The sequence below is a fragment of the Streptomyces nigra genome (genome assembly GCF_003074055.1).
Lineage (GTDB): Bacteria > Actinomycetota > Actinomycetes > Streptomycetales > Streptomycetaceae > Streptomyces > Streptomyces nigra.
On record NZ_CP029043.1, the window covers coordinates 3680678 to 3698950 of the forward strand.

Here is an 18273-nt window from a genome sequence, read left to right on the forward strand (position 1 = left end):
GCCCCCCGTCAGAGCTGGGTGACGTCCAACCCACCCTCCGCGTACCGCCTGCGCAGCACCTTCTTGTCGAACTTGCCCACACTCGTCTTCGGCACCGCCTCGATCACCGTCCACCGCTCCGGCAGCTGCCACTTGGCGATCCGCCCCTCCTCCGCGAGGAAGGCGCGCAGCGTCCGGAAGTCGGCGGTGGCCCCCTCCCGCAGGACGACCGTGGCCAGCGGGCGCTCGCCCCACTTGTCGTCCGGGACGGCGACCACGGCGGCCTCGGCGACATCCGGATGGGACATCAGCGCGTTCTCCAGGTCGACCGAGGAGATCCACTCGCCGCCGGACTTGATGACGTCCTTGGCGCGGTCGGTGAGGGTGAGGAAACCGTCGGGGGAGATGACGCCGACGTCGCCGGTCTTCAGCCAGCCGTCCTCGCTGAACTTGTCGGCGGGGCGCAGCGGCTCGGCGTCCGGGCCGTTGTAGTAGGCGCCCGCGATCCAGGGCCCGCGGACCTCCAGCTCGCCCGCCGACTCGCCGTCCCAGGGGAGGCGCTCGCCGCCGGGGCCGGTGAGCCGGGCCTCGACGCCCGCCGGGAAGCGGCCCTGGGTGAGCCGGTACGCGAACTCCTCGTCGGTGCCGACGGCGTGGGCCGGGGGACGGGCGACCGTGCCGAGCGGCGAGGTCTCCGTCATGCCCCAGGCGTGGCAGACCCGCATGCCCAGCTTGTCGAACGCCTCCATCAGCGAGGGCGGACAGGCCGAGCCGCCGATGGTCACCTGGGTGAGGGAGGAGACGTCGCGCGGGTCGGCGGTCAGCTCGGCGAGCAGGCCCTGCCAGATGGTCGGGACGGCCGCCGCGTGGGTCGGCTTCTCGCTCTCGATCATCGCGGCGAGCGGGGCGGGCTGCAGGAAGCGGTCCGGCATCAGCATGTTGACGCCGGTCATGAAGGTGGCGTGCGGCAGGCCCCAGGCGTTGACGTGGAACTGCGGGACGACGACCAGCGAGGTGTCCTGGTCGGTCAGGCCCATCGACTGGGTCATGTTGACCTGCATGGAGTGCAGGTAGATCGAGCGGTGCGAGTAGACGACGCCCTTGGGGTCGCCCGTGGTGCCGGAGGTGTAGCACATGGCGGCGGCCTGGTTCTCGTCCAGCGCGGGCCAGTCGTACGCCGTGGGCTTGCCGGCGATCAGTTCGTCGTACTCGTGGACCTGGACGCCGGCGTCCGCGAGGGCCGAGCGGTCGCCGGGGCCCGAGACCACGACGTGCTCGACCGTCTTGAGGTGCGGGAGCAGCGGGGCGAGCAGGGGCAGGAGCGAACCGTTGGCGATGACCACCCGGTCGGCCGCGTGGTTGACGATCCAGGCCAGCTGCTCGGCCGGCAGGCGAAGGTTCAGGGTGTGCAGGACCGCGCCCATGGAGGGGATCGCGAAGTACGCCTCGACGTGCTCGGCGTTGTTCCACATGAGGGTCGCGACCCGTTCGTCGGCGCGTACGCCGAGGTCGTCGCGCAGGGCGTGCGCCAGCTGCCCGGCGCGGGCTCCCATCTCGGCGAAGGACCGGCGGTGCGGTTCCGCCTCGCCGGTCCAGGTGATGACCTGCGATGTGCCGTGGATCGTCGACCCGTGGGCCAAAATCCTCGAGATCAGCAGCGGTACGTCCTGCATGGTGCTCAGCACGGCGTCCTCCCGGGGGCGACATTGCCTACGCGGCGGTAAGGGATGCGGAGATTCTGCGCGCATACCGCGCGGTATGTCACTAGGGCCGGGTGATCGATCATGTCACGTTGCGTTCACGGGGCTCTGCGGCTACGGGTGAGGGGAGGATTCCCACCCGTGCCGGGCCCCTATGACGGTCACCGGACCGGCACCAGCTCCGGGTCCTCCCGCAGCTTGCCGAGCGCCCGCGACACCGCCGACTTCACCGTGCCGACCGAGACCCCGAGCACCTCGGCCGTCTGCACCTCGCTGAGATCCTCGTAGTACCTCAGGACGACCATGGCGCGCTGCCGTGCCGGGAGCCGCATGATCGCGCGCCACATGGCGTCGCGCAGCGCCTGCCGCTCCGCCGGGTCGTCGTCGTGGCCCGGCAGGGGCTCCGGCTCGGGCAGTTCCTCGCAGGCGAACTCGTCGACCTTGCGCTTGCGCCACTGCGAGGTGCGGGTGTTCAGCAGAGCCCGCCGCACATAGCCGTCGAGCGCCCGGTGGTCCTCGATCCGCTCCCAGGCCACATACGTCTTGGCCAGCGCGGTCTGCAGCAGGTCCTCGGCGTCGCTCGGGTTCGCGGTGAGCGAGCGGGCGGTACGCAGCAGCACCGGCTGGCGGGCCCGTACGTACGACGAGAAGGAGGGGTACGCCGCGTTCGGCAGGGACCGCCTCGCGGCGTCGGAGGCGCTGGTGCAGACGGGTGGGGTCATGGCTCCACGCTATGAGCGGACCCCGCTCCGGCGGATCGGCCGCAGGTGCCGAAGCGCCGTCCGCCTCAGGTTGTAGGGGTGGGGCCTGCTCCACCTCCTGAAGGTGGACGGCCACCCCGCCTCCCACTGCGGGATGTCCCCGATCCGCCCCGCCCCCTCCCCGGTTCACGGCCCTGCCGTCACCGGTCGGAGGCGAGGGCCAGTCCCGGTCCACGGACCCACCGTCACCCGTCGGAGGCGAGGACCAGGATCCACACCCCGCCGTCACCCGTCGGAGGCGAGGACCAGGCCCGAGGTCGGCACCCCCGTGCCCGCCGTCACGAGCACCCGCGACGCCCCCGGCACCTGGTTCACTGCCGTGCCCCGCACCTGCCGGACGCCCTCCGCGATGCCGTTCATGCCGTGCAGATACGCCTCGCCGAGCTGGCCCCCGTGGGTGTTGAGGGGCAGGCGCTCCTCGGCCACGAAGTCCGCGCCCTCCCCCCGGCCGCAGAAGCCGAACTCCTCCAGCTGCATCAGCACGAAGGGCGTGAAGTGGTCGTACAGGATGCCCACCTCGATGTCCCCGGGGCCGAGCCCGGCCGTCCGCCACAGCCGGCGCGCGACCACGCCCGTCTCGGGCAGGCCGGTGAGGTCGTCCCGGTAGAAGCTCGTCATCTGCTCCTGCCCCCGCCCGGCCCCCTGCGCGGCCGCCGCGACGACGGCCGGCGGGTGCGGCAGGTCCCGGGCGCGTTCCACGGACGTGATGACGAGGGCCTGGCCGCCGTCCGTCTCCTGGCAGCAGTCCAGCAGGCGCAGCGGTTCCACGATCCAGCGCGAGGCCGCGTGGTCGGCGAGGGTGATGGGCCTGCCGTAGAAGTGGGCGGCCGGGTTGGTCGCCGCGTACCGGCGGTCCACGACCGCCACATGCCCGAAGGCCTCCGGCGTCAGCCCGTACCGGTGCAGATAGCGCTGGGCGGCCATCGCCACCCAGGACGCCGGGGTGAGCAGCCCGAAGGGCAGCGCCCAGCCGAGGGCCGCGCCCTCCGCCGACGGTTCGCGGTACTGGACGCCCGCGCCGAAGCGCCGGCCCGACCGCTCGTTGAACGCCCGGTAGCAGACGACCACCTCGGCGACGCCCGCCGCGACCGCGAGCGCCGCCTGCAGGACGGTGGCGCAGGCCGCGCCGCCGCCGTAGTGGACGCGCGAGAAGAAGGACAGATCGCCCATCCCGCAGGCCTGGGCCACCGTGATCTCCGGGCTGGTGTCCATCGTGAACGTCACCAGCCCGTCGACGTCCCCCGGCGTCAGACCGGCGTCGTCGAGCGCGGCCCGTACGGCCTCGACGGCCAGCCGCAGCTCGCTGCGTCCCGAGTCCTTGGAGAACTCGGTGGACCCGATCCCGGCGACGGCCGCCCGCCCGGACAGCGGGTCCCGGCCGCGCGCGCTCATGACGGGTCCTCCCCGGGGACGGTGACCGTCACCGTGCCGGTCACATGGCGGCCGGAACGGTTGGCGCCGACCACGCGGACGGTCGCCGTGCCATCGTCGTCGACCGCCTCGACCGTGCCCGTCAGCACCATCGTGTCGCCGGGGTGGTTGGGCGCGCCCAGCCGGATGGCGACGCTGCGCAGGGTCGCGGTGGGGCCGAAGTGGTCGGTGACATAGCGGCCGACGAGGCCGTTGGTCGTCAGGATGTTCATGAAGATGTCGGGAGAGCCGCGGCGGCGGGCCAGCTCGGGGTCGTGGTGGACGTCCTGGTAGTCGCGGGAGGCGAGGGCACCGGCGACGATCAGGGTGCGCGTGATGGGGATCTCGAGCGGGGGGAACGCGTTCTCCGGCACATCCGGGGGTCCCGCAGGCTCCGCGGCGCCTCCCTGGGCGCGCCAGACCGGCAGCACCAGCGCGTCGTCGCAGTGCCGGAACTCCAGCCGTACCGGCTGCCCGATCCGCACCTTGTCGTACGGCACGCCCACCACGTTGCCGATCATCCGGACCCCCTCGGCGAGTTCGACGAGTGCGACGGCGTAGGGCGGGTCGAAGGCCGGGAACGGCGGGTGGTGCATGACGACGTACGAGTACACCGTGCCCTCGCCGGACGCCTCGACGGTGTCCCAGTCCGGCCCGCCGCAGGCGTTGCAGCCGGGCAGCCAGGGGTGGCGCGGCGTGCCGCAGCCGGTGCAGCGCTGGATGAGCAGGGTGTGCCGCCGTACGCCTTCCCAGAACCCGGCGTTGTCGCGGTTGACGACGGGCCGGGGGCGCGTGCCCCGTGCCGTACCGCCCCCGGACCGGGCGGGCGCGTACTTGAGGATGCGGAAGCGGTGGGTGCCGGCGAGGGTGCCGCCGGCACGGACGTCCGTGCGGGTCGTCACGAAGTACCCGGTGCCGAGCCGGGTGGTCTTGCGCTCCGACACCGACTCGATGACCGAGTCGTAGGTGATCTCGTCGCCGGGGCGCAGGGGGCGTGCGTACTCCTGCTCGCAGTCGGTGGCGACGACGGAGGTGCAGCCCGCCTCGTCGAGCAGTGCGAGCAGTTCGTCGTACGCGTGCGCCCGGCCGCCGTGGCCGGAGAGCCCGCCCATGGTCCACACCTGGAGCATGGTGGGCGGGGCTATGGCGTCGGGGCCGGTGTACGCCGGGTTGGTGTCCCCCATCGCCTCGCACCAGTGCCGGATCATCGGGGCGTTCACGGGGTCCTTGCCGGCGCGTGCCGTGGCGGCAGGCCGTCCCTCGTACGCCTTCAGCCGCGCTGCCAAGTCGCCGCCCACCGCCGCCTCCTGGTCCTTCTCGCGAGGCTCCCGAAGGTTTCTGACTGTCCGTCAGACACGGGGGACTGTCAAGGGCGGCCGATGGACCGAAGGCGGCCGGACATGACTGCGCGGCGGTACCGGAGCACCGCCGCGCAGTCATGTGAAACCCCACCAGCACACCCACGGACAGAGAGGGCCGGTGCCTGAGCACCGGGGCACCGGCCCTCTCAGCTCACCACCAGAGCGGGGTGAAGGTGACGGCCGTGTTGCCGTCGCCCTGATTGAGCGCGGTGGCCGCGGAGCCGTTGACCTGGGCGGTGTTGCTCTCGTTCTCGGCCCCGGAACCGGTCGCCTGCTGCTGGGTGGTCGACGAGGTCCCGAAGTTGTCGCCGCCGACCCCGCTGCCGAGGAGGCCCTGGACGGCGGTCGAGACGGCCGCGCTGGATCCGTCGTCCGCGAATGCGCCGTTGTCCGCGCTGGCCACCCCGGCGAACAGGGCTGCGGCGAGCGGAAGTGCGGAGACGGCTGCGACGACGCGGGCGGTACGGATGCTTGCCATGTTGTTCCTCCAGAACAGGTGCGCCCGAGCTCCCCGCCGGACGCGTTGGTGGTGCGTGAAGTACTGCTTGCCTCCGGGCAGTTGGCCGACCGCCCTGGAGTCCTGCACGACGTCGCGAGATCAGAGTTGCCCACCGGAACCCCGGCGAACCACCCCGGACAGCCCTATTCGCCCTCAAGCGTGATGACAAGTCGATAAACCCCTTTCGCCACACTTAGCGCCCAGTCAGGATGCCAGAGGACAGACCACCCCCAAGCCCCGCAAGGGACGAAAGGTTCCACCAGCCACCCCGACCCCACCCGCCCCGTCGGCGTGTCACCCACCGAACACCTCCACCCCCCCTTCCCTTTTTCGAACATGCGTACGAACATAGAGGCATGGCCACCACCGACCGGCAGGCCACGACGCTGGCCCTCGCACACGCCCTGTCAGCCGCCGAACGCGGACTGGCCGTCATCCCCCTGTCCCGGACGAAGCTCCCGGCCCTGCGTTCCCCCCACCGCGACGACCCCGCGCCCACCCCCTGCCACGGTGAGTGCGGCCGCCCCGGCCACGGGGTCTACGACGCCACCACCGACCCCGCCCGCATCCGCGAACTGTTCGCCGCCGCCCCGTGGGCCACCGGCTACGGCATCGCCTGCGGACTGCCGCCGCACCAGCTGATCGGCGTCGACCTGGACACCAAGTCCGACGCGGACTCCTCGGCCGCGCTGCGCGAGCTGGCGCTGCGGCACCTGTTCACGATCCCGCCGACCGTCGTCGTCCTCACCCCGAGCGGCGGCCGGCACCTGTGGCTGACCGGGCCGCCGGACGTCGTCGTCCCCAACTCGGCGGGCCGGCTCGCGCCCGGCATCGACATCCGCGGCGCCGGCGGCTACCTGGTCGGCCCCGGCTCCCGCACCGAGCACGGCGTCTACCGCACCGCCCCCGGCACCTCCCACATCGGCCCGGCGCCCTGCCCGCGCGCGCTGCTGCGCCTGCTGCTCCCCGCGCCGCGCCCGCACCACCCCACGCCCCCGTCGGCCGGCGGGCACGGGCAGGGACTCGTGCAGTTCGTCATGGCGGCCCACGAGGGCCAGCGCAACACCCGCCTGTTCTGGGCGGCCTGCCGGGCGTACGAGGACGGCATCGGGCCCGGCCTGGTCGAACCCCTCGTCGAGGCGGCGCTCGACACCGGGCTGACCGAACGGGAGGCCCGCGCCACGATCGCCTCCGCGGCGCGCCTGACCGGCCACCACCCGTAACCCCGGCGGCGAAAACGGGGCGACTCCCGCCGCACCCCCGCCCTACAGTCCCCCCATGCCCCTGACCCGTGTCACCCTCACGTCCGGCCGCTCCCTCGACCTCACCCAACTGCGGCTGACCTCGACGTACGGCGGCATGCTGGAGGGCCACCCCTGCAAGCCGGTCGACGAGATGACGATCCGCGGCCTCCTGACCACCGCCGAGCGGACCCACCCGGGCATCCCGGTGCACCTCGTCCCGCCCGCACTGGAGCGGGACGACTCGAACGCGGGCCCCTTCGGCCCGGTCGAGACCCTGCCGCCCGTGGCCTGCGTGGGCTCCTTCCGCTCGACGGCCCTCGACCCCGCCCTCGACCCGGTTCTGCACCGCTCGGCGCTCACGGTCGTCTGGTTCCAGCCGACGGTCGACGTGCCGTCCGGCGACGACGCCGAGGAGTCGCTGCGGAGGATCGACTGGGAGTCCCTGGCACAGGACGACGAGCTGTAGCACCTGTTCTCGTCGGTTGCGGGGCCTCTTGACCTGGAGCGCGCTCCAGACACCAGCATGACCGCCATGACGACCGAGAACCCTCACATCGTCCTGGGCACCATGGACTTCGGCACCCGCGTCGACCCCGACCGGGCCTTCGCGATCCTCGACTCCTTCGTCGCCGGAGGCGGGATCTGGCTGGACACGGCGAACTGCTACTCCTTCTGGAACGACCCCAGCGGTGTCGGCGGCGCGAGCGAGCGCGTGATCGGCGCGTGGCTCCGGGCCCGCCCCGGCGCGCGCGACGCGGTGCGGATCGCGACGAAGGTCCGGCAGAACCCGCTCGTCCCGCACTCCTGGCCGCAGAGCGCCGAAGGGCTGTCCGCGCGGGCCGTCCACACCGGTGTGGAGGAGAGCCTCGGGCGCCTGGGCGTCGACCACGTCGACCTGCTGTGGGCGCACGCCGAGGACCGCACGGTGCCGTTGGAGGAGACGGTCGGCGCCCTCGGCGAGCTGGTCGCCAAGGGCGTGGCCCTGCGGATCGGCGCGGCGAACCACGCCGCCTGGCGCGTCGAACGCGCCCGGTCCCTGGCCCACGATCGGCACCTGGAGCCGTACACGGCCCTCCAACTACGCCACTCCCTCCTCCAGCCCCGCCCCCTCACCCCGCTCCCGGAGGCCGGCCACCGCCTCCTCACCACCGAGGACCTGGACCTCGCGCGATCGGAAGGGCTGGCGGTGTGGGCGTACAGCGCCCTGATCTGGGGTTCGTACGTACGCCCGGACAAGCCGCTCCCGGCGGCCTACGATCACCCCGGCACGGCGCGGGTGCTGGCCGTCCTGGACGAGGTGGCCGCCGACCTGTCGGCGACACGGAACCAGGTGGTCCTGGCATGGCTGATGCGCCAGAACATCGACCCCATAGTCGGCGCGAGCCGCGTGGAACAGATGGAGGAAGCGCTGGCCGCCCGCGAACTACACCTCACCGAGACCCACATGACCCGCTTCGAGGAAGCCCGATGACTCCCTGGAGCCAGCCCTGATGACCACAGTCAGCCCGGCAACGGCCGCCGAACGCACCGGCGTCTCCCTCGACACCCTGCGCTACTACGAGCGCGAGGGCCTGATCGGCCCGATCCGGCGCTCGCCCGGCGGACACCGGGAGTACACCGAGGACGACCTGTTCTGGATCGGCCTGGTCACCTGCTTCCGCGACGCGGGCCTCGGCATCGCGGACCTGCGCGAGTTCGTCGCGATGCTCCGCGCCGACCACCCCCCGCACCACCGCGTCGCCTTCCTCCGCGACCGCCGCGCCGCCCTGGAACAACGCGTGGAGTCCCTGCGCCGGGCGATCGCCGTCCTGGACGACAAGATCGCCTACTACAGCTGAAGCCCAGGACATACAGAAGACCGGGAGGCCGCACCCAGGTGGGTCTGGAACTGGAACTGCACTCGATGCGGCCGGCACGCGACTGGCACGCGTCCCGGGCGACACTCCTGCGCGGCTCGTACGACCTCGGGAACGCGCTGGCGGACGCGCTCGGCTCCCTCCATCTCCTCGGAGTGCCCGGGCGGCTCGCCGCGATCGACCCGTACCGGGACACCGTGATGAACGAGCAGGAGGCGGCCGTCGCTCTCGGCGAGATCCCGGACCTGCGGAAACGCTGCGGTGACGAGCGTCGGCGCGCCGCGCTGGACGAGCTGGCGCTCCTGCTGGAGGCGTGCGCCGCCACCCCCGGCAGCCACCTGTGGTTCCAGGGGGACTGAGGCGGACCTCCTCCCCGGGGCTACGGGTGCGGCTTCTCGCCCTTCGCCAGCATCGTCACGTACTTCTCGATGCGGCGGGCCCGGGTCTCGGGCCGCTTGGCGTCCTGAACGCGATAGAGGATCGCGAAGCGGTTCGTGCGATTCAGGGTCTCGAAGAACTCCGCCGCGGCGGGCTCGGCGGCCAGGGCCGCGGCGAGGTCGTCCGGCACGGTGGCGGTGCGCGGGCTGTCGTAGGCCGCGTCCCAGCGGCCGTCCGCCGTGGCCCGGTCGATCTCGGCCTGCCCGGGCGGCCGCATCCGGCCCTGTTCGATCAGGGCGGCGACCTTGTCCCGATTGATCTTCGACCACCTGCTGCGCGCCGTGCGCGGCCCGAACCGCTGCAGCCACCACTCGTCGTCCATCGCGGCCTTCTGCCCGTCGATCCAGCCGTAGCAGAGGGCCACGTCGAGCGCCTGGGCATAGTCCAACGCGACGACTCCGGGCGCTTTCTTGCGCAGCTTGAGCCAGATGCCGGGCGAGACGGCGTGATTCTCACCGAGCCACGCCTGAAACGCCTCGGCGGATTCGAACGCGACGGTCTCCAAGTCCTGAGCCACCCCCTCAGCGAACCACAACCGCCCCACCGCCATGAAGGGTTCAAGCATGATTCGGGCAGCTCCAGGTGAGCCCTGACGACACTTGCGCAGGGTTACGGGACGGCGCCGTCGGCGACGCAGTAGGCGACGTAAAGGCCGTACATGACGAGAAGAGCGCCGAGGAATCGCGTCCATCCAGGCAGGGCACGACGGTGGTGCGCGTTCACCATGCGCCGCAGACGTACGACGGTGGAAACAGCACCGAGCACGGCGACGGCGGTGAACAGCCAGAACGGGATGGACCGGTCGTCCACCGGCGCCTTCTCCACGCCCGCATCGGCGATGAGGAGCAGCACGTAGGGGGATGTACTGCGTCGGGCTGAAGGCATCACGGATCTCTTCAGGCCTGTGGGACTCGATCGTTTGGTCACTCCGGACGTGCACTTGGGTGCGGATACGGCGTGCGCCCCACGGCAGGGAGAGACCGTGAGGCGCACGTGGGGCAGTAGCCCGTCAGGGCCGCGTCACGGGCTCGGCTGATTGTTCGGTGCCGCTGGGCGCGGGCCGGAACCGAATGAACGGCCGCGCCAAGTACCTCAGATGATCCTCAGCTCTGTTGATGGTCGTCGCCCTGCTCGGCGATGATCACCATGCTTCCGCGCCCAACTCGCCCCTGACCAGGGCAATCACGGTGGCGCGCGGAATGCGAACACCTTTCACATGAACAGAGGGGGAACCTCAGCATGTCTGCCTTCATCAGCTCGCAGACCGGCGCTCCGCTCCGACGCCGATCCATGATGGTGGCCGGAATCGCCGCTGCCGCCGTCTTCGTCACGACCGGCGCCGCCCACGCCGCCCCGGCCCAGCCGCGATCCGAGGCCGCGGCGTCGCCCGTCGTCCTGTCGTCGCTGGACGGCATCGGCACGGAGGACGAGGTCCTGGCCGGTATCGAGGAGGCGCTGAGCCTCTTCACGGAGATCCCGGACGAGGTGCTGGCTCAGGGCGAGGACGCCACCGAGCAGTGGCTGAACGAGCGCATAGCCAAGACCAGCGGAAAGCGGTCCTTCAACGCGGGCGGTTGTGCGCGCGGAATCCTGCTCGCCGTCGGTTCCAACATTTTCGCCGTCGCCAAGATCTACAAGATGAAGAAGGCGATCGACAAGCTCGGCGGCATCAAGAAGGTCGTCGCCAAGATCCGCTCCAAGAAGAAGGCGGGCAAGACCTTCAAGAAGGGAATCATGGAGGTCTTCGAGGAGGCCGGTTCCGGTCTCGGCGGCATCGCTGCGGAGATTCTCGGCATCGACGGTGTCATCAAGAACTGCTGGTGACGAGTTCGTCGACGAAAGCGAGGTGCACTGATCATGGACATCACAGCAAGCGTCCTGCGCTGGGGATTCTTCGCAGCCGGAACGATCCTGCTCGTCTCTTTCGCCTTCGCCGCTGTGCGCCGTCACCGCGACGGAGCCCGCTTCGGTGAGCTCGCCGAACTGATGGAGCGTGAGTGGTTCAGCGCCGGCAAGGTGTTCTTCACCGTGTTGGCCGGGCTCGCGGGCTCGTATCTCGCGGCATACGTGGGCGGGACCCGCGGCCCGCTGTCGGAAAGCGTCCCGATCCTGTTCCCGCTGGGGATCGTCGCGGCATTCGTGGTCTGCCGCACGACCATGAGGGGCGAGCGTGAACCTCTGCGAGTCAAAGCACTGGTGCTGCTGGCCGCACCGCTGCCACTCGGTGCGGTGATGACGGGCTGGTAGCAGCCGACTGTGCGGGCATACGAACGGCCCCCGACCAGCGATCCGGTCGGGGGCCGTTCACGTGCGACGGGCATGGGGTTCGAACCCCGGTGATTGTCGCCGCCACGCGCTCCCGGATCGGGGTCACCCCTCTCCGCACCCGAGTGAGGAACCACGGGGAGCGCCGGGCAGTCCGGTAGCCGGACACACGAACGGCCCCTGACCGAGTCGCCTGGTCAGGGGCCGTTCGCCTGCGGTGGGTGTGGGATTTGAACCCACGGTGACGTCGCCGCCACGACGGTTTTCAAGACCTTTCGGAGGTCTGGCGGGATCTCCGCTTCCATGCTGGTCAGACGGGCGAAAGCGGGCCACCGCAGTCGCAGCCGTCCTTGCCGTGCCCTCTACGTGCCCCAAGCCCGCGACCGTGCCCGCTCAACCGCCGGTCACAGCAGGCACGATCACCGCGGCGACAGCGGACAGCAGCCCGCCTATGGCGAGAGCACCATTGAACTTCTCCTTGGCCGTTGGAAACACGGAGCGACTGACGTTCCCGACCTTGCTGCGCTTCTCGCGCGAGCTCCTGGAAGACCTCGGCGTCGACGTGGCGTCAGTCCTGCTGATCAGCAAGCCCTATGAGGAGAGGCGGGCCTACGCCACCGCCCGAAAGCTCTAGCCCGAGGTGGAGGTCGTGAGTGCCTCCACGCCGATGACGCTGGACGAGTACGTCGACTCCATCGGGGACGCCCGCTTGGTGATCGACATGCTCGTCGGCGCACTCCAGCGACTGCTGATCTACCCCGAGCAGGGCTTCATGATCAGCCAGCCCGTGCCCGACGACGTCCGCGAGGCATACGAGCGGCTGTGCCATGCGGGCTTCACCAGCCGACTGCTGGCTACCGATCGGCCTTCCGCCTGAGCATTGCGTCTCGGGCCCTCAGTCAAGAGCTGTTACAGGTTTCTCTACCTCATCAAGCCCCGGCTGCGCTCCGCTCCGCCGGGCGCGCTTTCCGGCTTCGCTCCGGGCGACGCTCCTGCCTTCGGCCCGCTCCGCCCGCGCTGCGCCGACGCGCGCCCACGAGTGGATAGGGCCGGAAGCCATGAGTCGATCACCGCACAGAACGGCGCGCGGTCAAGACGATGCCTCCGGCGGGGATCGGCCGGCACCGGGATGGAGGGGGCGCCGTTCCCGGCCGCGGGTGCGTAGTGGCGTGCGCGGGGTGCTCCCATCCCGTCCACCGTCGACCCAGGCAGAGCCGAGCAGACGCGGCCCCTGGCGTCCAGGTCGTTCGTACAGTGGCGCGCTCCACCTGGACGCCAGGAACCACGCCCGCTCCACGGTGTGTGGGTCGACGGCGGACGGGATGGGAGCGGGGGTGAGTGGTGGCTGAGGCGGTGGCCACGCGTCGCCTTGGTCCGAGCCAAGAGGGTCCCGCGGTCTGCAAGCGGGGATGTAGCCCGACAGGTTCCGGCATTGTGCCCCGTGGTTGAGCGCTGAGATCATTACGGCGAGTGCCTAGGAGAAGGCGCCGGGGAGGGTCGTGTGTCGTCCGTCGTTCTTCCAGTCGTTCTCGTGGTGGCATTGATACTGGGTGTAACCGGTGTATTGGCCATGACGACTGGGCACATCGCACTCTCTTGGGTGCGCAAGAAAGTGAAACAGCCTCGCATATGGGGTGCTGGGACGTTGCTGATCGCGGCGAGCCTCACGGCGGCGTGGCTGGTGCCCTTCCATGGCCAGAGCCTGCTTATGCTGGCTGGTCTCGTGCTGATTTGGCGGGCCTAGGGCTGGCGACATCGGGAGACGCCCCGAGAGGCTGATCTGTCAAGAACGGGTCTGACACCTGACACCAACAGCTGACACCAACAGCGGCGAACACGACCGCACGAGAGCGGCCCCCAGCGGTCGGCAGACCGTCGTAGGGCTGGGATCCCTCTAATCCCAGGGAGCCCGTGATCGACCTGATAAGGATGCGGGCCGAACTCAAAGCCTGTGCGCGGTTGTGCCCCACCCGTGCCCGATAGACCGGGAACTCACGGGGAACTGCGGTCGCCAACAGGCAACCTGCATGGCGAAGGCCCCTGACTGATTCAGCTGGTCAGGGGCCGTTCGCCTGCGGTGGGTGTGGGATTTGAACCCACGGTGACGTCGCCGCCACGACGGTTTTCAAGACCGTTCCCTTAGGCCGCTCGGGCAACCCACCCCGCTCCGCCCACCGGGGCGGAGCGGGTACAGCGTACCGGCCTGGTGCGGTGTGCGGGGTGCGTGGGGCCCGGCCCGGGGATCAGCTGTCGCCCGTGCGGGCGCCCAGGGTCAGGTCCACCGTGCGGGTGCGGCCGTCGCGTTCGTAGGTGATCGCCACCTTGTCGCCGGGCTTGTGGGTCCAGATCTCGCCGATCAGGGTGGGGCCGGAGTCGATCACCGTGTCGTCGAGCTTGGTGATGACGTCCCCTGGCTTGAGGCCCGCCTTGGCCGCGGGGCCGCCCGGCTCGACCGCGTCCGAGCCGCCGGCGCCCTGGTCGGTGATCTTGGCGCCGTCGCTGGTGTCCTCCAGGGAGACGGAGGCGCCGATCTTGGCGTAGACGGGCTTGCCGGTCTTGATCAGCTGCTGGGCGACGTACTTGGCCTGGTTGATCGGGATGGCGAAGCCGAGGCCGATGGAGCCGGACTGGGCGGTGCCGCCCATGCCGTTGGCGGTGGACTGGATCGCCGAGTTGATGCCGATGACGTTGCCCTGCGCGTCCAGCAGCGGGCCGCCGGAGTTGCCCGGGTTGATCGACGCGTCGGTCTGCAGGGCGCTCATGTAGGAGGCGTTGCTGCCGGTGCCGTCGCTGGAGGCCACCGGGCGGTTCTTGGCGCTGATGATGCCGGTGGTGACCGTGTCGGACAGGCCGAAGGGCGCGCCGATGGCGATGGTGGAGTCGCCGACGGCCACCTTGTCGGAGTCGCCCAGCGTGAGCGGCTTGAGGTCGGACGGGGCGCTCTTGAGCTTGATCACCGCGACGTCGTAGCCCTGCGCGTGCCCGACGACCTCGGCGTCGTACTTCTTGCCGCTCGGGAAGGTCGCCGTGAGCTTGCCGCCGTCGACCGCGTCGGCCACCACGTGGTTGTTGGTGACGATGTGGCCCTCGGTGTCGAAGACGAAGCCGGTGCCGGTGCCGCCCTCGCCGCTGCTGCTCTCCGCCTGGATCGTGACGGTGCTGGGCAGCGCCTTGGCGGCCACGCCCGCGACCGTGCCCGGGTCGCGCTTGAGCGAGCCGCCGCTGTCGGGCGCGGAGACGGTCGTGGAGGAGGTGCTGTCGTCGTTCTTGGCGAGGGTGTAGCCGAGGCCGCCGCCCAGACCGCCGGCGACCAGCGCCGCGATGAGGACCGCGGCGAGCATGCCGCCGCGCCCACGGCCCGGGCTGGGCGCGGGCTGCTGGTAGGTGCTGCCCCAGCCGCCGGCGCCCATGCCACCGCCGGCCGCGTCGCCGTACGGGGACCCGCCCGCGGGCGGCGGGGGCGGCCAGGAGGTGTCCGGGGCCGACCCGGAGGGGGCGGCGGCGGGCGAGCCGGGCGCGTGGAAGCCGTCGGTGGCGTACGGGCTCGCGTCGGGCACCGGCGGGAGCGGCGCGGTCCCGCTCTCGGAGGCGCGCTGCTCCTGAGAAGCCGGAGCAGCGGGAGCGTCCACCGGTACGGGGGGTGCGGACGGGGCCGGGGGTACCGCGGCGCCCTCGTTCTCGGTGCTCACAGCTTCTCTCCTCGATCCACGGCAGGTGTCTTCGGTCGCACTCGGTCACGCCCGTTCACGCTTGATCCTCGGCGGTCGGTGCGCTCTGCTGTGCATGTCTATTTGTATGCGGTCAGCTTTTCCCAACGGCCGTCAGAGCACCATAAGCCGTGCCTGTGGGTCCACGGCCACTCTTTATATAGGTCATTTCTCACTAAACGGTCGCAATCCCAGCACTCGCACGACCACCGCGGTCGCACGTGTACCCCCGCGCGGTGGCACCATGACGCGGTGACCCACGCACGGCAGCACCAGATCCAGGTCGTCGCCCACCGCGGAGCCTCCGAGGACGCCCCCGAACACACCCTGGCCGCTTACCGGAAGGCGATCGAGGACGGCGCCGACGCCCTCGAGTGCGACGTCCGCCTCACCGCCGACGGCCATCTCGTCTGCGTCCACGACCGCCGCGTCAACCGCACGTCCAACGGCCGCGGCGCGGTCTCCGCCCTGGAGCTCGCCGAGCTGGCCGCCCTGGACTTCGGCTCCCGCAGGAACCGCGACTCCTGGAAGAACCGCGCGGAGGAGCCGGACTGGGAGGTCCGCCCCGAGGACCCCGAGGACACGTCCGTGCTCACCCTGGCACGGCTCCTGGAGCTCGTCGCCGACGCCGGGCGCCGGGTCGAGCTCGCCATCGAGACCAAGCACCCCACCCGGTGGGCCGGTCAGGTGGAGGAGCGGCTGCTGCATCTGCTGAAACGGTTCGGGCTGGACGCGCCCGCCGTCCCGGCCGAGTCGCCGGTACGGATCATGAGCTTCTCGGCGCGCTCGCTGCACCGGGTGCGCGCCGCGTCGCCGACGCTGCCGACGGTCTATCTGATGCAGTTCGTCTCGCCCCGGCTGCGCGACGGCCGGCTGCCCGCGGGCGTGCACATCGCCGGTCCGTCGATCCGGATCGTGCGGAGCCACCCGGCGTACGTACGGCGCCTGAAGGCGGCCGGACATCAGGTGCACGTGTGGACCGTGAACGAGCCCCAGGACGTGGACCTCTGCGTCGAGCTGGGCGTCGACGGCATCATCACCAACCGCCCGCGCGCGGTTCTGGACCAGCTCGGACGCTGACCGCCCGGGCGTCCTTCACACAATCTCCGTACGACCTCTTGACCCTGCGGCCCCGGCGGCCTCATCCTCCACTCTCAGCCACACCGACGGATTCCAGCCATCCCGGTGACAGGGAGTGCTCCGGCGCGTTCGCTGCGTGTTCGGTCGTTGCGAATGCGTCACCGGACCTTGTTTGGCCGGTTTCCGGTACAGGCCAGGAGGGCATCCACTCCGTGGCGTGGGGCGAAGGAGGTCTCGGGGGTGGCGTTGGTGGTGGCACAGGAGGTGCCCACGTCGTCGAGCATGGCCGTACCCCATGGTCCTGCGGGCGTGGGGAAGGCGAGACACCGGATGCGGGCGCAGCTGCGCAGCGGCGGTGTCCCCGAATCGGTCATCGACGACGCCGTACTGATCTTGTCCGAGCTCTTGAGCAACGCGTGCAAGCACGGCCGGCCGCTCGGCGACTCCCTCGCGGGGGACGGCGACGTCCGCGCGGCCTGGCGGGTGGACGGCGGCGGCAGACTCACCGTGGAGGTGACGGACGGCGGCGGTCCCACCCGCCCCGCTCCGGCGACGCCCTCGGTCACCGCGCACGGCGGCCGCGGGCTCAACATCATCAGCGCCCTGTCCGACGACTGGGGCGTCCGCGACGACGTGCACGGCGAGGTCACGGTCTGGGTGGTCGTCCACGACGACGTACGCGCCGCGCGCCCGGGACACCGCCGCGACGACTTCGCTACGCGCGTCACGGCCCCGGCGGTGAGCGCCATCCCCGGTCTGGACTTCACGGACGCCTTCGACGACCTGGACTGACCGCGGCCGGGACCGACCGCGACCTGGGCCGACCGCGACCGGGCCGACCGCGGCCGGGACCGGCGCCGCTCCCGGCACGCGCGCACGCCTTGTCCACAGGCTCCCGTCGCCCCTGGCGGAAACGGCTAGGCTCGCGCCCGTACCAGACGAGCCGTAACCGGGAGACACCCACGATGGCCAAGAAGCGACCCCAGACCAAGGCCAAGCGCCCGCAGATCGCCGACGGAGAGATCCCGGTCGTCGGCGCACGCGAGCCCTGCCCCTGCGGAAGCGGCCGGCGCTACAAGGCCTGTCACGGCCGGGCCGCCGCGCAGGCGGTGACCGAGCTGGTGCAGCGCCCGTTCGAGGGGCTGCCGGGCGAGTGCGACTGGGTCGCCCTGCGCGAGCTGGTGCCGGCCGCCACCGCCGAGCTGACCCTGAAGGGCGGCCTCCCCGAGGGCGTCCCCTCCGTCACCCTGGCCACCGTGCTCCCGATGGCCTGGCCGGCGCTGCGCCGCGACGACGGCTCGGTCCTCCTCGGCCTGCAGAACGACACGGCGTCCGGTGACATCAGCCGCGACCTCGCCGACACCCTCCAGCAGGCCCTCGCCGCCCAGCCGGGCACCCCGGTCCAGGGCCGCCGCGCCCCGGCCGACGGCCCGCGACTGCAGGATCTGCTCGACCCCGAAGGCACGTTCGAGCCAGTTGTGCACTCGGGCTTCGAGTTCTGGGTGCCCGAGGCGGAGAACGCCACCGCCGCGGTGACCGCCTCCCTGGAGCGCGCCAACGCCGCGGCCATCCCGACCGTGAAGCTGACCGGCGTGGACTCCGCGTACTGGTGCGAGACCCCGGAGAAGAACCACCTGCGCTGGGTCATGCCGCACCCCGAGGAGCAGCTTCTGGACGCTCTCGCGCGCCTGCACGCGGCGGGCACGTCCGGCCTGGGCGAGGGCACCCGTCTCGTGGGGTCCTTCCGCGCGCACGGCCTGACCGTGCCGGTGTGGGACCTGCCGAGCGGGGTCGGCGCGGAGGACGTGGAGAAGCCGGCGGCCGAGTTCGCCGAGCGGCTCGCCGCGGCTCTGGCCACGGACGCCCCGCTGACGCCGGACGAGCGGCGGGCGCGCGGCGGGCTCACCAACCGGCAGGTCACCCTCAGCTGACGCGACGGGGGCGGGACGGCTCCGGCTGAACGGCGGTTCAGT

17 protein-coding genes, 2 tRNA genes and 2 pseudogenes are annotated in these 18273 nt (G+C 71.4%); 11 read left to right on the forward strand and 10 right to left on the reverse strand.

Annotated elements, in window-relative coordinates:
* Positions 1–8: 8 nt before the first annotated feature.
* The 5 genes and pseudogenes from DC008_RS16990 to DC008_RS17015 form a co-directional block, all read right to left on the reverse strand.
* Positions 9–1652: a long-chain fatty acid--CoA ligase gene (locus tag DC008_RS16990; RefSeq protein WP_108710734.1), complete on the reverse strand. Its 1644-nt coding sequence runs from the start codon at positions 1650–1652 to the stop codon at positions 9–11.
* 188 nt (positions 1653–1840) lie between these two features.
* Positions 1841–2401, reverse strand: a complete 561-nt coding sequence (locus DC008_RS16995; protein ID WP_108707708.1) for a SigE family RNA polymerase sigma factor — start codon at positions 2399–2401, stop codon at positions 1841–1843.
* Between the two features lie 264 nt (positions 2402–2665).
* Complete coding sequence (locus tag DC008_RS17005; RefSeq protein ID WP_108707709.1) at positions 2666–3832, reverse strand: lipid-transfer protein; 1167 nt, start codon at positions 3830–3832, stop codon at positions 2666–2668.
* Between the two features lie 425 nt (positions 3833–4257).
* Positions 4258–5148: pseudogene (locus DC008_RS17010) on the reverse strand (bifunctional MaoC family dehydratase N-terminal/OB-fold nucleic acid binding domain-containing protein); the annotation flags it as partial.
* Between the two features lie 214 nt (positions 5149–5362).
* Positions 5363–5689, reverse strand: coding sequence for a hypothetical protein (locus DC008_RS17015; RefSeq protein WP_108707711.1), 327 nt, complete (start codon positions 5687–5689; stop codon positions 5363–5365).
* Between the two features lie 377 nt (positions 5690–6066).
* On the opposite strand from DC008_RS17015, the gene DC008_RS17020 reads away from it, so the two are divergent.
* From DC008_RS17020 to DC008_RS17040, 5 genes are all read left to right on the forward strand, one after another.
* Positions 6067–6933 (forward strand): bifunctional DNA primase/polymerase, encoded by an 867-nt coding sequence (locus DC008_RS17020; RefSeq protein WP_108707712.1) that lies wholly within the window; start codon positions 6067–6069, stop codon positions 6931–6933.
* Positions 6934–6988: 55 nt separating this feature from the next.
* Positions 6989–7420 (forward strand): hypothetical protein, encoded by a 432-nt coding sequence (locus DC008_RS17025; protein ID WP_108707713.1) that lies wholly within the window; start codon positions 6989–6991, stop codon positions 7418–7420.
* Positions 7421–7486: 66 nt separating this feature from the next.
* Entirely contained in the window at positions 7487–8425 is a 939-nt protein-coding gene (locus DC008_RS17030; protein ID WP_108710735.1) for an aldo/keto reductase, read from the forward strand.
* 19 nt (positions 8426–8444) lie between these two features.
* The gene (locus tag DC008_RS17035; protein ID WP_108707714.1) at positions 8445–8792 is read left to right on the forward strand and encodes a MerR family transcriptional regulator; all 348 of its coding nucleotides are present in this window, start codon (positions 8445–8447) and stop codon (positions 8790–8792) included.
* 38 nt (positions 8793–8830) lie between these two features.
* Positions 8831–9169 (forward strand): hypothetical protein, encoded by a 339-nt coding sequence (locus DC008_RS17040; RefSeq protein WP_108707715.1) that lies wholly within the window; start codon positions 8831–8833, stop codon positions 9167–9169.
* 20 nt (positions 9170–9189) lie between these two features.
* Here the strand turns inward: DC008_RS17040 and DC008_RS17045 are convergent, their stop codons facing one another.
* Positions 9190–9798 carry a YdeI/OmpD-associated family protein gene (locus DC008_RS17045; RefSeq protein WP_208646117.1) on the reverse strand — a complete coding sequence of 203 codons (609 nt, stop codon included), beginning with the start codon at positions 9796–9798 and terminating at the stop codon, positions 9190–9192.
* Between the two features lie 59 nt (positions 9799–9857).
* Positions 9858–10133: a hypothetical protein gene (locus DC008_RS17050; RefSeq protein WP_123954010.1), complete on the reverse strand. Its 276-nt coding sequence runs from the start codon at positions 10131–10133 to the stop codon at positions 9858–9860.
* 354 nt (positions 10134–10487) lie between these two features.
* On the opposite strand from DC008_RS17050, the gene DC008_RS17055 reads away from it, so the two are divergent.
* Positions 10488–11072, forward strand: a complete 585-nt coding sequence (locus tag DC008_RS17055; protein ID WP_108707717.1) for a hypothetical protein — start codon at positions 10488–10490, stop codon at positions 11070–11072.
* A gap of 33 nt (positions 11073–11105) precedes the next feature.
* Positions 11106–11495, forward strand: a complete 390-nt coding sequence (locus DC008_RS17060; RefSeq protein ID WP_108707718.1) for a hypothetical protein — start codon at positions 11106–11108, stop codon at positions 11493–11495.
* A gap of 231 nt (positions 11496–11726) precedes the next feature.
* Here the strand turns inward: DC008_RS17060 and DC008_RS35450 are convergent.
* A tRNA-Ser gene (locus DC008_RS35450) sits at positions 11727–11849 on the reverse strand.
* 184 nt (positions 11850–12033) lie between these two features.
* Here DC008_RS35450 and DC008_RS17065 point away from each other — a divergent pair.
* Positions 12034–12390 (forward strand): annotated as a pseudogene (locus DC008_RS17065) (YdcF family protein); the annotation flags it as partial.
* A 1198-nt stretch (positions 12391–13588) separates the two neighbouring features.
* Here DC008_RS17065 and DC008_RS17075 read toward each other — a convergent pair.
* Together DC008_RS17075 and DC008_RS17080 are read right to left on the reverse strand one after the other, a co-directional pair.
* A tRNA-Ser gene (locus tag DC008_RS17075) sits at positions 13589–13675 on the reverse strand.
* Positions 13676–13756: 81 nt separating this feature from the next.
* The gene (locus tag DC008_RS17080; RefSeq protein ID WP_108707720.1) at positions 13757–15202 is read right to left on the reverse strand and encodes a S1C family serine protease; all 1446 of its coding nucleotides are present in this window, start codon (positions 15200–15202) and stop codon (positions 13757–13759) included.
* Between the two features lie 270 nt (positions 15203–15472).
* Between DC008_RS17080 and DC008_RS17090 the strand changes: the two genes are divergently transcribed.
* The 3 genes from DC008_RS17090 (at position 15473) to DC008_RS17100 (ending at position 18231) form a co-directional block, all read left to right on the forward strand.
* On the forward strand, positions 15473–16300 hold the full coding sequence (locus tag DC008_RS17090) for a glycerophosphodiester phosphodiesterase (protein WP_108707721.1): 828 nt from the start codon (positions 15473–15475) through the stop codon (positions 16298–16300).
* 153 nt (positions 16301–16453) lie between these two features.
* A complete protein-coding gene (locus DC008_RS17095) occupies positions 16454–17092 on the forward strand; it encodes an ATP-binding protein (RefSeq protein ID WP_055620982.1) in 639 nt (212 codons plus the stop codon).
* A gap of 173 nt (positions 17093–17265) precedes the next feature.
* Entirely contained in the window at positions 17266–18231 is a 966-nt protein-coding gene (locus tag DC008_RS17100) for a DUF5926 family protein (protein WP_108707722.1), read from the forward strand.
* The last annotated feature ends 42 nt before the right edge of the window (positions 18232–18273 follow it).

Coding starts and splice junctions, on each gene's coding strand:
- DC008_RS17015 (WP_108707711.1), bottom strand. CDS start 5,689: ATGGCAAGCATCCGTACCGCCCGCGTCGTCGCAGCCGTCTCCGCACTT.
- DC008_RS17055 (WP_108707717.1), top strand. CDS start 10,488: ATGTCTGCCTTCATCAGCTCGCAGACCGGCGCTCCGCTCCGACGCCGA.
- DC008_RS16995 (WP_108707708.1), bottom strand. CDS start 2,401: ATGACCCCACCCGTCTGCACCAGCGCCTCCGACGCCGCGAGGCGGTCC.
- DC008_RS17045 (WP_208646117.1), bottom strand. CDS start 9,798: ATGGCGGTGGGGCGGTTGTGGTTCGCTGAGGGGGTGGCTCAGGACTTG.
- DC008_RS17025 (WP_108707713.1), top strand. CDS start 6,989: ATGCCCCTGACCCGTGTCACCCTCACGTCCGGCCGCTCCCTCGACCTC.
- DC008_RS17050 (WP_123954010.1), bottom strand. CDS start 10,133: ATGCCTTCAGCCCGACGCAGTACATCCCCCTACGTGCTGCTCCTCATC.
- DC008_RS17030 (WP_108710735.1), top strand. CDS start 7,487: ATGACGACCGAGAACCCTCACATCGTCCTGGGCACCATGGACTTCGGC.
- DC008_RS17060 (WP_108707718.1), top strand. CDS start 11,106: ATGGACATCACAGCAAGCGTCCTGCGCTGGGGATTCTTCGCAGCCGGA.
- DC008_RS16990 (WP_108710734.1), bottom strand. CDS start 1,652: ATGCAGGACGTACCGCTGCTGATCTCGAGGATTTTGGCCCACGGGTCG.
- DC008_RS17005 (WP_108707709.1), bottom strand. CDS start 3,832: ATGAGCGCGCGCGGCCGGGACCCGCTGTCCGGGCGGGCGGCCGTCGCC.
- DC008_RS17100 (WP_108707722.1), top strand. CDS start 17,266: ATGGCCAAGAAGCGACCCCAGACCAAGGCCAAGCGCCCGCAGATCGCC.
- DC008_RS17095 (WP_055620982.1), top strand. CDS start 16,454: ATGCGTCACCGGACCTTGTTTGGCCGGTTTCCGGTACAGGCCAGGAGG.
- DC008_RS17035 (WP_108707714.1), top strand. CDS start 8,445: ATGACCACAGTCAGCCCGGCAACGGCCGCCGAACGCACCGGCGTCTCC.
- DC008_RS17020 (WP_108707712.1), top strand. CDS start 6,067: ATGGCCACCACCGACCGGCAGGCCACGACGCTGGCCCTCGCACACGCC.